The sequence below is a fragment of the Aeromonas sp. s3 genome (genome assembly GCF_040907805.1).
In the GTDB taxonomy this organism is placed as follows: domain Bacteria; phylum Pseudomonadota; class Gammaproteobacteria; order Enterobacterales; family Aeromonadaceae; genus Aeromonas; species Aeromonas dhakensis.
On record NZ_JBFOCQ010000027.1, the window covers coordinates 114,108 to 126,552 of the forward strand.

Consider the following 12,445-nt stretch of genomic DNA (forward strand, 5'->3'; position numbering starts at 1 on the left):
GATGGGGCCATTGGCCCCATCTGATTACAAGTCGAATTTCACTTCATCCAGCAGCTGCAAGGCGTCCTTGCGGTGCTTGGCGTAATCGCTGACCGGCATAGGGTCAGACTTGAAACTGCCCCAGGACTTGACCATGGCGGAAGGCTCGACCCCGGCCTTGACCGGATACTCGGCATTCACGTCCGCATACATGTGCTGGGCGGTGTCGCCGGCCAGAAACTCCATCAGCTTCTGGGCCTCGGCCTTGTTCTTGGCATACTTGGTCATGGCCACGCCGCTCACGTTGACGTGGGCACCGCGATCCCCCTGGTTCGGGAAGTTGATGTAGACGGCATCGGCCCAGGACTTCTGCGCCGGATCCTTCAGCATGGCGCCCAGGTAGTAGCTGTTGCCGAGCGACAGGTCACAGATACCATCCTTGATCGCCTTGACCTGATCCCGGTCGTTGCCCTGCGGCTTGCGCGCCAGGTTGGCCTTGACCCCTTCCAGCCAGGTTTTTGCATCCGCCATGCCGTGATGAGCGATCATGGAGGAGACCAGCGCCACATTGTACTCATGCTTGCCGCTGCGGGTGCAGATTTTTCCTTTGAATTCAGGCTTGGCCAGATCTTCGTAGCTGATGGTGTCCAGCTTGCCGAGGCGATCCTTGCTGGAATAGATGGCGCGCACCCGGGTGGTCAGGGCGAACCAGCGGTTGTCCGGATCGCGATAGATGGCGGGGATGTTCTCCTGCAGGATCTTGCTGTCCACCGGCTGCACCAGCCCCTTGTCCACCAGGTCGGTCAGCCGGCTGATGTCGACGGTCAGCATCAGATCCGCCGGGGAGAGCTTGCCTTCCCGCTCCAGACGCTCGTTCAGACCCTCTTTGGCGAATACCACGTTGACCTTGATGCCAGACTCTTTCTCGAACTGCTGGATGATGGGCTTGATCAGCTCATCCTGGCGGTTGGAGTAGACATTCACTTCCCCTGCGGCAAACGCCGACTGAGCCGCCAACGCAGAGAAAGCCAGTGCCAACATCTTCATTTTCATCATCCATTCCTTGAGTTGCTATATCGAGTGAGAACCATTGCTGTTTGCATTTTGCATTGAGCTCGACAGCGGGATCAAGAAATCCTGACGTTGCGGGATCACATATTTAAACGTCGTTCAAACAAAGGGGCCGGATAGAATCCTATCCAGCCCCACCATGGAGTCAATCAGCGACACCCCATCGACCACCAGCCCCGTCAGGGCCGTCAGAGCGCCTCGTCGTCGTTCTCGCCGGTCCGAATGCGCACGGCCTGCAGCAGGTCGTAGACGAAGATCTTGCCGTCACCTATCTTGCCGGTGTAGGCGGCCTTGCAGATCGCCTCGATCACCCCTTCGACGTTGTCATCGGCGGTGGCGATCTCCAGCTTGACCTTGGGCAGGAAGTCGACCTGATACTCGGCTCCCCGGTATAATTCGGTGTGCCCCTTCTGGCGGCCAAACCCTTTGACCTCGGACACGGTCAGACCCTCGACCCCCAGGATGGCGACGGCCTCGCGCACGTCATCCAACTTGAAGGGTTTGATAATCGCAGTAATCAGCTTCATCTGGTTGCTCCCAATCCATGGTATGTCATGAATGGGGAATCAATTCTTGTGCCAAGTCTTTTTATTGTTTAATTTCAAAAAGATAGCATTTACGTCTGGAGCAGGACTCTCCCGACATCACCAAGGGAGCGCAGCTCGCCCCATTATGAGGCACCAAGCTGAACCAGCCTGCGCCGCTGCACCAAACAAGAGCACAGCAGTATGTTAGTCATCTCCAACAGCGTCACCCTGCCCTGGCATGAGCTGCAATTCCAGACCATGCGGGCACAGGGCAACGGCGGCCAGCACGTCAACAAGACCGACTCCGCCGTCTGGTTGCGCTTCGATTACCGCAGCTCCCCCAGCCTCACCCCGCTCTACAAGGAGGGGCTCGACAAGCTGAGCGACAGCCGGGTTCACGACGGCTTCATTCTGATCCGGGTCGAGACCCATCGCAGTCAGGACATGAACCGCAAGGAGGCGATGAACCGCCTGGTGGAGCTGCTGAAAAAAGCAGCCTGGCGCCCCAAGGCGCGCCATGCCACCAAGCCGACCCGCAGCTCCCAGCGCAAGCGGGTCGATGCCAAGAAGCGCAAGGGGGAGATCAAATCGACCCGCGGCAAACCGGTCGTGGACTAGGCCCGACACCCGAGGATGACAACATGCAATACAGTTTTTGCGACAACGCCCATGGCCCCCTGCTCATCGCCATCGATCGGGACGGGCTGCGTTACGTGGAGTTCATGCGAGGCGAGCAACCGGTGACCCCGACCGACCAGTGGCAGCGGGACGACTTGGCGCTCGCCCCTTTCGTCGAGCAGTTCGCTGCCTACTTCGCCGGTCGCCTGCGCCGCTTCGATCTGCCGCTCGCCGCCCGGGGCACCCCTTTTCAGCAATCGGTATGGCGCGCCCTGGGCGACATTCCCTACGGTGAGACAGTCAGCTATCTCGAGATAGCCCAGGCCATCGGCAATCCCAAGGCGGTGCGGGCGGTGGGTGCCGCCAACGGCCGCAACCCGCTCAGCATCATAGTGCCCTGCCACCGGGTGATCGGCCGCAGCGGCGAGCTGACCGGTTATGCCGGCGGCATCCCTATCAAACGCTGGCTGCTGGCACTGGAGCAACAGACCGCCGATCACTTTGTGCTGACCCCCTGAGCCACTGACCAGCCAGCCCGCATTGCGTTTAGCAAAATGAACATAGTATGAAGAATCGCCTCAGAAGGGCTTCAGACAGCCTCAGGCATCATGGCTTCACACTTGGATGGCATGGCTCATCCCTCATTCAAGTGGCACCCATGTGACGCTTCCAATCTGTCTTTTTCCCCCGCGCCTCCCTGAGGCGCTTTTTTTTGCCGGCAGACGGGCGCAAAAAAGCCCGCCGAAGCGGGCTCTGACCGGAAGGTGCTAACTTCTGGGGTCAATCAGAGGGCGAGGAACAGGCCGGCCAGCGAGGCGCTCATCAGGTTCGCCAGCACCCCCGCCAGGATGGCGCGCATGCCGTAGCGGGCGATGAAGGATTTGCGCTCCGGCACCATGGCGCCCAGGCCGCCGATCAGGATCGCCATGGAGGAGATGTTGGCGAAACCGCACAGGGCGAAGGTGACGATGGCCTTGCTCGATTCGCTCAGGGTCTGGTCCTGCACCAGGGCGATGAAGGCAACGAACTCGTTCACCACTATCTTGGTGCCGATCAGGGCGCCGGCGGCCTGAGCCTGCTCCCAGGGGATGCCGATCAGCCAGGAGATGGGAGCGAACAGCCAGCCCAGGATGATCTGGAAGCTCAGCTCCAGCCCCACCAGGTCGCCGGCCCAGCCCAGCAGGCCGTTGAGCATGGCGATCACGCCAACGAAGGCCAGCAGGGTGGCCCCCACGGCGACCGCGATGTTGAGACCGGACATGGCGCCATCGGCGGCCGCTTCAATCACGTTGGTAGCACGCGGGATCACCACGTCCTGATGATGGTCCTCTTCTTCGGCGGCAGGCGGCACCAGGATCTTGGCCATGGCCAGACCGGCCGGCGCCGACATGAAGGCCGCCGCGATCAGGTATTTCAGCTCGACCCCGATGCTGGCGTAACCCACCAGGGTACCTCCCGCCACGGAGGCGAGGCCGCAGCTCATCACCGCGAAGAACTGGGAGTCGGACATCTTGGAGAGATAGGGTTTGACCACCAGCGGCGCCTCTACCATGCCGACGAAGATGTTGGCGGTGGCGGAGAGGCTCTCGGCGCGGCCGGTGCCCAGCAGCTTCTGCAGGCCGCCGCCAAGCAGGGCGATCACTTTCGGCATCAGGCCGATGTGGTAGAGGATGGCGATCACCGCGGAGAAGAAGATGATGACCGGCAGCACGTTGAAGGCAAAGATGAAGCCCAGCTTGAACTTGGCCAGATCGCCGAACAGGAAGGCGATCCCCTCCTGACCGTAACCGATCACGCTGCTCACGCTCTCGCTCACCCCGTTCAGCACGTGCTGACCGGCGGGCAGCCAGAGTACCAGGCCGGCGAAGAGGATCTGCAGGCAGAGGGCCAGGCCCACTGTTCGCAACGGGATACGACGACGATTATCAGAGCAGAGCGTGGCCAGGACCAGGATGCTCAGGATGCCGAGCAGGGCAATCATAGGGACTCCATCAGATGGGGCGAAAGATGGGCGCGGATTCTGCTCTCCCAGCCTCGCCACTGCAAGTCCAATTGGTTACAGCCCTGTTAGCAAAAACGTTTTCACGATACCGGTTGCGGCAACTGGCTGATTTGGCTCGATTTTGGTATCAAGCGAAAGCCAGTGTTCTTATATGGAAACGATTATTCCTCTGTACCGGACAATTTGCCGCCGAGCCAGGGGGCCAGCCGCTGTTCCCAGTAGGGATGGGGGCCGAAACCCTCCTTGAGGAAATCGATGAACAGCCGGATCTTGGGATCCAGGTGCTCGCGCCTGGCATAGACGGCGTGTACCGCCATCTTCTGGTTTGGTCGCCACTGGGGCAACAGCGGGATCAGCTGGCCGGACTGCAGCTCCTTGTCTAGCAGGTAGTTGGCCACGTAGGCGATGCCGAGCCCGGCCAGGGCGGCGTCGCGCACCGCCTCCGCCAGATCCACCCGGTAGTTGCCGGCCACCTGCACCGTCTGGCGCTCCTTGCCCTGGCGAAACGACCACTCGTGGTAGCGCCGCTCCCGGCTCTGGTAGGTGATGCAGTTGTGCTGAGCCAGGTCTCTGGGGTGCAGCGGGGTGCCGTGGCTCAAGAGATAATCCGGCGAGGCCACCAGCACGAAGCCGATGTCCGCCAGCCGCTGCCCCACCAGGGCCTCGGGTTTGTCCTCGTAGGTGGTGATCCAGAGATCCAGCCCCTCATCCACCAGATTGGTGCGGTGATCGAACAATGAGACTTCCAGCTCCAGCTCGGGGTAGCGATCCTGAAACGCCTTGAGGCGCGGGATCACGTGCAGCCGGCCGAAGGATTGACCGACCCCCAGATGGAGCACGCCGCTCACCTTGCCGCGCCGCTCCGCCACCATGGAGTCCGCCTCCAGCGCCACCGCCACCAGGGCACGGCAGTGGCGGGCATACTCCTGGCCGAGTTCGGTGAGGGAGAAGCGGCGGGTGGTGCGCTGCACCAGTTGGGCACCGAGTTCTGCCTCGAGCTGGGCCAGTTGCTTGCTGATGTGGGATTTGGAGACGCCGAGCCGCCGGGCGGCGGCAGAGATCCCCTGTTCACGGACCAGGGCATCGAAGATCACCATTTGGGGCAGACGTTGCAGCACGGGATTACCAGACTGGAGAGCGGGCCCCCATTATTCCAGAGCGGCCCGCCGCGGGGTAGCGCTAAAGGCCGAGCGCCCGTTTGACCTCTTGTTGCAGGGGATCGTCCGCCGGATTCTGGTTGGCACCGTAGCTGCCGATGAGCTTGCCGTCGCGCCCCACCAGGTATTTGTGGAAGTTCCAGTTGGGGGCATCGCCATCGGCTGCCGCCGCCAGCCCCTTGAACAGGGGTGCCGCATCCGAACCCCGCACCGCCACCCGGTTGAACATGGGGAAGGTGACCCCGTAGTCGCGCCGGCACACCTCGGCGGTCTTGTTCTCGTTGCCCGCCTCCTGTCTGAAGTCGTTGGAGGGGAAGCCCAGCACCACCAGTCCCTGCTCCTTGTAGCCCTGATAGAGCCGCTCCAGATCCCTAAACTGGCCGCTGTAGCCACAATAAGAGGCGGTGTTGACCACCAGCACCACCTTGCCCTCGGTCAGCTGGCAGAGGTTGTGGCGCTGGGTGCTGTTGAGCTCCCGCATCTCCACGTTGAAGTAGTCGGGGCAGGCGGCGCCGGCCATGCCGGATGCCAGCGTCAGCAACAAGACAATCCTTTTCATCGAGTGACTCCTGTCAGGCAGATGAGTGACATACGCGCGAACACGCCGGCCGGTTCACCGGCTCAATAGAGCGGGATGCCGGTGAGCATGCCGTGTCCCCAGAAGATCAGCAGGGCGGTGAGCGCCAGCCCAGCCCCCACGCTGAGCCCGGTGCCGTACCAGTTGGCCACCGGACGGGGATAGCGCTGCCAGTCCCGCACCGAAATCCAGACGATGCTCACCAGTGCCCACAGGCCGATGCCGCCAAACAGCACCAGGGAGCGGGCCTCGCTGTTGACCGCCAGATGGGCACCGGCCCAGAGCAGGGTGCCGAGCAGTTGGGGATGCACCAGCCAGCGCCGCAGGTGGTTGGGGCCCTGACCGGAGCAGAACAGGATCAGGGCGATGGGCATCACCGCCATCATCAGGGTCGGGCCCCAGGCGGGCAGAAAATAGAGCGGCAAGGGGCTGGAGGTGCGCCAGCCGGCAATGATGCAGGCGATGCCGATAAACAGCACCAGCGAGAAGAGTCCCTTGTAGCGATGCTCCCCCAACCGCTCGCGCAGCCGGATCCTGTGGTCGGGCGCGAAGCAGGGGTAGAGGTGAGTCAGGGTAAACAGCAGTACCCCCAGGGTCAGCAAGATCATGGGTCGCTCCTTGTACTATGGGGGATCACTATGCCGCAAAGTCGGCGACCAGAATACAGAAACCGCAGAAAAGCACTGGGGATACAGCGGGATAATGAAAAAAGCCGATCGACTGATCGGCAAGGTGTTTCGGGCTGACCCGCAGTTGAGCGGGTCGTCACCGCGACACGGGGCGGGGTTGGCCGGCGCCAGGCACCGGCCAGAAGAGGGTCAGGGCCGCAGCAGGTAGAGCGCCGCCACGTTGCGGGCCGTGAGCTGCAGGTTGGTGGTGGCGGTGGCCAGCGCCTCCGGCAGGGACATGGCGCGGTTGACCACGGCAAACACCGCATCCAGCCCGTGCTCGTGCACCACGGCGCAGTCGTCGGTCAGACAACCCGCGATACCGATCACCGGCTTGCCGAACCGCTTGGCACAGCGTGCGACACCGATTGGCGTCTTGCCGTGAATGGTCTGGCTGTCGATGCGCCCCTCGCCGGTGATGACCAGATCCGCGTCGGCCACCGCCTCGGCCAACTTCAACGCCTCGATGACGATCTGGATGCCGGGCTTGAGCTCGGCGCCGAGCAGGCCCACCAGGGCCGCCCCCATGCCACCGGCGGCGCCCGCCCCCGGGATCTCCTTCACCTGCTTGCCGAGGGCCTGCTCGATGCAGTCGGCGTAGTGGGCCAGGTTGGCATCCAGCTGCGCCACCATCGCGGGGGTCGCCCCCTTCTGCGGACCGAACACGGCGGAGGCCCCTTTCGGCCCGCACAGCGGGTTGTCCACGTCGCAGGCCACTTCGATGGTGATCTTGGCGAGGCGCGAGTCCAGCCCGCTCAGATCGATGGTGGCCAGCTCGGCCAGACCGGCGCCGCCCGGCGCGATGGGAGTGTCGTCGCGTTTGAGCAGCTTGCCGCCGAGCGCCTGGATCATGCCGGCACCGCCGTCATTGGTGGCGCTGCCGCCGATGCCGAGGATCAGGTGCTTCACCCCCATGTCGAGGGCCGCCAGGATCAGCTCGCCGGTGCCGCTGCTCGAGGTGTGCAGCGGATTGCGCAGCTCAGGCGCCACCAGATGCAGGCCGGAGGCCGCCGCCATCTCGATGACGGCGCGCTCGCCATCCCCCAGCAGACCGACGAAGCCCTCAACCTTGTTGCCGAGGGGGGCGGTCACATGGAAGGGCAGAATGCGGCCCCCGGTGGCATCCACCAGGGACTGCACAGTCCCCTCGCCGCCATCAGCCATCGGCAATTTGACGTAGGTAGCATCCGGCAGCACCTGCTTGAAACCGGCCTCGATGGCATCGGCCACCGCCATGGCGCTCAGGCTCTCCTTGAATGAATCGGGGGCGATAACAATTTTCATATCAATTCCTTAGGCGAGGCCAAACACGCCAAACATCAGGGTGGAGACAACGGCGATGGTCAGACCGACCGCGGTTTCGTAGGGGATGAGCTTGAGCCGCTCACCCACGCCCATGTGGACGCTGCCGCCGGTGGCATGGAAGAAGGAGCCGTGGGGCATGTGGTCGAATACGGTGGCACCGGCGTGGATCATGGCGGCCCCCGCCAGGCTGCTGATGCCAAGCTCGAGCAGGGTGGAGCTGAACACGTTGGAGGCTACCACTGTACCGGCGGTGGTCGAGGCGGTCGCCAGAGACATCAGGGCACCGGAAATGGGGGCCAGCAGGTAGGAGGGCAGGCCGGAGGCGGTCAGGCCGCTGATCAGCACATCCTTGAGACCGGAGTTGGCGATGATGCCCGCCAGGGTACCGGTACCCAGCAGCATGATGGCCACCGGCGCCATGCGGGCCAGGCCCGAGACGGCAAACTGGTTCACCTTGCCGAACTTGCCCATCATCAGGGCACCTACCAGACCACCGAGAGGCAGTGCGATGAGCGGATCCACAACGATGCCGGCGATGGGGCGCAGGGCCAGCAGCAGGATGGCCACCAGCGGCGCACTGATGGCGGCGGCAAAGCCCGGCAGCTTGCTGCCATCGAAGCTCACCACCTCGTCGGCGGCGACCTTGCTGCCCTTGTTGTTGAGGCGCTTGGCCAGCCAGTAGGCCATCACCAGCCCGAACAGGCCCGGGATGATGCCGGCCGCCATGACGGAGGTGAGGGGCAGGTGGAAGGCGTCTGCCGCCGCGATGGCGTTGGGGTTGGGCGACATGACATTGCCCGCCTTGCCGCCGCCGATCATCGCCAGCAGGATGGCCGCCTTGGAGAGATCGGCACGGCGGGCGATGGCCAGCGCAATGGGGGCGACCGTGATGACGGCCACGTCCACGAATACGCCGACCGCGGTCAGGATCAGGGTGGCCAGCGCCAGCGCCAGCAGGGCGCGGGTCTCGCCCAGCTTCTTGACGATGGTCTCGGCGATGGTGGTGGCGGCGCCCGATTCGATCAGCACGCCGGCCAGTACGCCCGCCGCCAGGATCCGCATCACCGCCGTGGTGATCCCCTGGGCACCGCCGATCATCAGGGCGACGGTCTGGGTCAGATCGGCACCGCCGATCAGGCCGCCGGCAAGGGCGCCGACGATCATGCCGTAAGCGGGTGGCACCTTCTTCAGGATCAGGAAGATGGCGATGGAGAGCGCCGCGAGGGCGCCAAGGGCTGTAACCGGGGTCATGACGGGCACCTTTCTAGTGAGTGAATGGTGGCCATTATGGTGATCCGGGATCGGAATGCTTTGGTCTAAAAACCAAACATCACCTTATAAAAATGCTGATTTTTGTATATATGAACAATTCAACTATCGAGATTGAGCCCGAGATAGAGTAGAAACTTGTCATCTAACTTGTTGAAATTCAACCCGGTTATCTGCTCGATCCGGGTCAGCCGATAGCGCAGGGTATTGGGGTGGATGAACAGGGCTTCGGCACAGGGATGCAGATCACAATCCTGCAAGAAATATTGGCGCAGCGTCTTCTGCAGTGTTCCCTTTGTATCCTCCTGCGCCAGTTTGTGCAGCGGGGCCCGCAGCTGATCCGCCTGCCAGGAGTCCGCCAGACTGCCGAGCAACACCGGCAGCCGGTAATCCTCGAAGAAATAGACCTGCTTGCGCGGCGCCTGCCGCATGCCGCGGCGCAAGGTGTCCCGCGCCGTCTGGTAGGAGCGCGCCAGCCCGCCGGTGCCAGCGAAGTAATCACCCACCCCGATGCGCACCCGAAAGTGGGGGATGCGGGCCAGCAACTGCTTGATGCGACTGCGCTCCTGCTCTGACTGCCAGACGCCGTCGCTGAGCTGGGCGGGCTTGAGCACCACTATCTCGTCCAGGCCGTTGATGGCCACCAGGTTGTCCCGCTCCGGGTTTTCCAGCAGGTGCACCAGCTCCCGCAGCCGGGCCGGGTCGGCCTCCTCCAGCGCCAGCACCGCCACCACCCGCGGCTGGGCCAGATCCAGCCCGAGGAAGCGGGCCGCCTGCTGCAGCTGATCTTCGCGCCCTTCACCACGGATGAGCTGCAGCACCAGCTCCTCCTTGTGGCGCTTGTCCCACTGCAGCTGTTCGGTGAGCGCCGCCTGCTCCAGAATGAGCTCGGCGGTCATGCGCACCAGCTCGGCGTAAGCGCGCACTTCGTCCGGATCGCCCGAGATGCCGATGACCCCGAGCAGCTCCCCCTGATAGGCGATGGGCAGGTTGATGCCGGGGCGCACCCCCTTGAGCTCGCGGGCGGTCGCGTCGCTGATCTCCACCACCCGGTTCTCGGTCAGCGCCAGCACAGCCCCCTCATGACGCTGATGGAGCCGCTCCGGGTTGCCGGACGCGATGATAAGGCCATGCTCATCCATCACGTTGACCGAGAACGACAGTATCTTCATGGCCCGGCTGACAATCTGCCGTGCGAGGGTGTCATTGAGCTGCATATGCGCCACCAGTTACCGAGACAAGAGTACGAGGAGCTACGACGGGCCTCAGTCGTTCATCCATCACGTTGAGCCAAGAAGAGAGGATCTGTATCGCCCGGCCCACTATCTGGCGTGCGAGGGTATCGTTTAGCTGCATCACATCTCCAAAGCGGGGGCCGGAGCGGCCACAAAGCGCCTGCACCGGGGCAAAGATGCCACATCTTCAAGACAAGCGAGGGGGGGCTCGCTAGAATAGGCCACTTTACGCTATATGCGCCCCGCCATGGAGCAGGATTTTCCCCTGCCCATGACGATTCACCCTTCCGCTATGGACTGAACTATGGATTATGAATTTCGCCGCGATCCGTTTGGCGGTTATCGCGCCCGGTTCTCCATGGGCCACGAGGCCATCGGTCAGTGGCTGATCGACGAAGTGGGCAAGGACGAGGAGAAACTCGACGAGCTGTTCGCCATCATCGATCAGCTCTCCAGCCGGGCCCGCACCGAATACCGGCTGCTTGGCGGCGACTACTCCCTGCTGCTGACCCACGAGGAGGCCGAGGTGAAGGCCAACGTCCTCAATATCGAGCAGGATGAGGATCTCGACGATCTCGCCTACTACGATGATGAACAGCTGGCCATGTGCGGGCTGGAAGATTTTGCCCAGGTGCTCGTCTCCTGGCGCGCCTTTATCCGCAACGAGGATATGGGCTGATTGACCCCATCGGAACAACCACGTCGGGCTCACGGCCCCTCGCCCAACCAACAGGATTGACTATGTCTATTTACGATTTTGATGACGAACTGCCGGAAGACGAGCTGGAAGAGCAGCCGAAGAAACCCGCCCAGCCCAAGAAGAAGGGCAAGCAGGTGCTGAACACTCAGGTCAACCTGAGCCCGCGCGATGCCAGCCGCCTGAACGGCCTGCACGTAGAGGCCATCACCACCCTGGACGACGTCAGCCTGCCGAAGAACGTGATCTTCAAGGCCGGCCTGATCGCCCTGGGCGAGCTGGACGCCAACCTACGGGCCGACATCATCGCCCGGGTGATCGCCGAATCCGGCCGCTGATAGCGTCGCATCCTTGCTAAAACCGGAGCCCAGCTCCGGTTTTTTTATGGTCGCTCGCCTGCTCCCTCCTGCCGCGCGGGGATCCGACCAGCTTATTGAGCCTTGTCTCATGGGATGTCCCATTGTTAAGGTGCGGCACTTTCATCGGCCCTGGAGACTCAATGTTACCTCTACCTGATTCACTCATCTGGGGAGCACTGGCGCTGGCCGTCTTGCTCTGTCTGGCCCGGCAGCGTCTGCCCGGCTTCATCATGCTGGCGGTCGCCCTGCTGGCGGCTCTTGGCCTCGGCCACCTGAGCCCAATCGCCCTGCTGGCCAGCGCAGCGGGTCTGCTGCTGGCCTGGCGTACCCCCTCCCTGCCCCAGCCCTGGCGCGCCGTCGCCCTGGGCGCCGTACTGCTGTGGGCGGTGGCGCTGATGCTGCACCTCATCCCCGGCTTCACCAACCTGAAGGTGCTGGATCAGGTGCAGGCCGGCCCCGCCAGTGTGCCCTTCAACATGTACCTCAACCTCGACAAGCCGCTGGTCTTCTTCGGTCTGCTGCTGGCCTGGCCCGCCCTGCTGGGCCCGGGCGGCGCCGTTCAGTGGCGCAGGCTGGCACTGCTGCTGGTGCCGCTGGCGGCCCTGCTGATCGCCGCCTGGCAGCTGGGAGCCCTCAAGCCCGAAGTGGGCCTGCCCGGCTGGTGGTGGCTGTTTGCCATCAACAACCTGCTGTTCACCTGCGTGGCGGAAGAGGCGCTGTTTCGCGGCTTCCTGCAGCAGGGGATCGCCGAGCGCAGCCAGCGCTGGCTTGGGGTGCTGGTAGCCAGCCTGCTGTTCGGCGCCGCCCACCTGGCCGGCGGCCCGCTGCTGGTGCTGTTCGCCGCGCTGGCGGGGGCCTGCTATGGTCTGGCCTTCCTGCTGAGCGGGCGCCTCAGCGTCGCCATCGCGATCCACTTCCTGTTCAACTTCGCCCACCTGGCCCTCTTCACCTACCCGCTGGCCAGCCGCTGATCCCCTCGGG

Annotated in this window: 14 protein-coding genes; 5 read left to right on the forward strand and 9 right to left on the reverse strand. The window is 63.4% G+C overall.

Annotated features, from left to right (window positions below; genetic code table 11):
• Positions 1-24 precede the first annotated feature (24 nt).
• Both AB5Y98_RS13495 and glnK read right to left on the reverse strand, forming a co-directional pair.
• Positions 25-1,032: a Fe(3+) ABC transporter substrate-binding protein gene (locus tag AB5Y98_RS13495; RefSeq protein ID WP_017765284.1), complete on the reverse strand. Its 1,008-nt coding sequence runs from the start codon at positions 1,030-1,032 to the stop codon at positions 25-27.
• Positions 1,033-1,238: 206 nt separating this feature from the next.
• Positions 1,239-1,577 (reverse strand): P-II family nitrogen regulator, encoded by a 339-nt coding sequence (gene glnK, locus AB5Y98_RS13500; protein WP_005308655.1) that lies wholly within the window; start codon positions 1,575-1,577, stop codon positions 1,239-1,241.
• A gap of 201 nt (positions 1,578-1,778) precedes the next feature.
• Between glnK and arfB the strand changes: the two genes are divergently transcribed.
• Both arfB and AB5Y98_RS13510 read left to right on the forward strand, forming a co-directional pair.
• Complete coding sequence (arfB, locus tag AB5Y98_RS13505) at positions 1,779-2,195, forward strand: alternative ribosome rescue aminoacyl-tRNA hydrolase ArfB (RefSeq protein ID WP_005308653.1); 417 nt, start codon at positions 1,779-1,781, stop codon at positions 2,193-2,195.
• A 23-nt stretch (positions 2,196-2,218) separates the two neighbouring features.
• The gene (locus tag AB5Y98_RS13510; RefSeq protein ID WP_201881973.1) at positions 2,219-2,713 is read left to right on the forward strand and encodes a methylated-DNA--[protein]-cysteine S-methyltransferase; all 495 of its coding nucleotides are present in this window, start codon (positions 2,219-2,221) and stop codon (positions 2,711-2,713) included.
• Between the two features lie 266 nt (positions 2,714-2,979).
• Here the strand turns inward: AB5Y98_RS13510 and AB5Y98_RS13515 are convergent, their stop codons facing one another.
• From AB5Y98_RS13515 to AB5Y98_RS13545, 7 genes are all read right to left on the reverse strand, one after another.
• Positions 2,980-4,176, reverse strand: a complete 1,197-nt coding sequence (locus AB5Y98_RS13515) for a NupC/NupG family nucleoside CNT transporter (RefSeq protein WP_368232070.1) — start codon at positions 4,174-4,176, stop codon at positions 2,980-2,982.
• A gap of 182 nt (positions 4,177-4,358) precedes the next feature.
• Complete coding sequence (locus tag AB5Y98_RS13520; RefSeq protein WP_368232191.1) at positions 4,359-5,294, reverse strand: LysR family transcriptional regulator; 936 nt, start codon at positions 5,292-5,294, stop codon at positions 4,359-4,361.
• Positions 5,295-5,376: 82 nt separating this feature from the next.
• Positions 5,377-5,913, reverse strand: coding sequence for a glutathione peroxidase (locus AB5Y98_RS13525; protein ID WP_126881090.1), 537 nt, complete (start codon positions 5,911-5,913; stop codon positions 5,377-5,379).
• 62 nt (positions 5,914-5,975) lie between these two features.
• On the reverse strand, positions 5,976-6,539 hold the full coding sequence (locus AB5Y98_RS13530; RefSeq protein ID WP_005308646.1) for an NnrU family protein: 564 nt from the start codon (positions 6,537-6,539) through the stop codon (positions 5,976-5,978).
• Positions 6,540-6,749: 210 nt separating this feature from the next.
• Entirely contained in the window at positions 6,750-7,883 is a 1,134-nt protein-coding gene (locus AB5Y98_RS13535) for a glycerate kinase (protein WP_368232071.1), read from the reverse strand.
• A gap of 9 nt (positions 7,884-7,892) precedes the next feature.
• The gene (locus AB5Y98_RS13540; protein ID WP_005308643.1) at positions 7,893-9,155 is read right to left on the reverse strand and encodes a GntP family permease; all 1,263 of its coding nucleotides are present in this window, start codon (positions 9,153-9,155) and stop codon (positions 7,893-7,895) included.
• Positions 9,156-9,274: 119 nt separating this feature from the next.
• On the reverse strand, positions 9,275-10,390 hold the full coding sequence (locus AB5Y98_RS13545; protein WP_208200142.1) for a sugar diacid recognition domain-containing protein: 1,116 nt from the start codon (positions 10,388-10,390) through the stop codon (positions 9,275-9,277).
• A 322-nt stretch (positions 10,391-10,712) separates the two neighbouring features.
• Between AB5Y98_RS13545 and AB5Y98_RS13550 the strand changes: the two genes are divergently transcribed.
• The 3 genes from AB5Y98_RS13550 to AB5Y98_RS13560 all read left to right on the forward strand — a co-directional run bounded on the left by AB5Y98_RS13550 (position 10,713) and on the right by AB5Y98_RS13560 (position 12,435).
• The gene (locus tag AB5Y98_RS13550) at positions 10,713-11,087 is read left to right on the forward strand and encodes a YacL family protein (protein WP_005308639.1); all 375 of its coding nucleotides are present in this window, start codon (positions 10,713-10,715) and stop codon (positions 11,085-11,087) included.
• A 62-nt stretch (positions 11,088-11,149) separates the two neighbouring features.
• A complete protein-coding gene (locus AB5Y98_RS13555) occupies positions 11,150-11,443 on the forward strand; it encodes a hypothetical protein (protein ID WP_005308637.1) in 294 nt (97 codons plus the stop codon).
• 161 nt (positions 11,444-11,604) lie between these two features.
• Positions 11,605-12,435 carry a lysostaphin resistance A-like protein gene (locus AB5Y98_RS13560; RefSeq protein ID WP_368232073.1) on the forward strand — a complete coding sequence of 277 codons (831 nt, stop codon included), beginning with the start codon at positions 11,605-11,607 and terminating at the stop codon, positions 12,433-12,435.
• Positions 12,436-12,445: the final 10 nt, after the last annotated feature.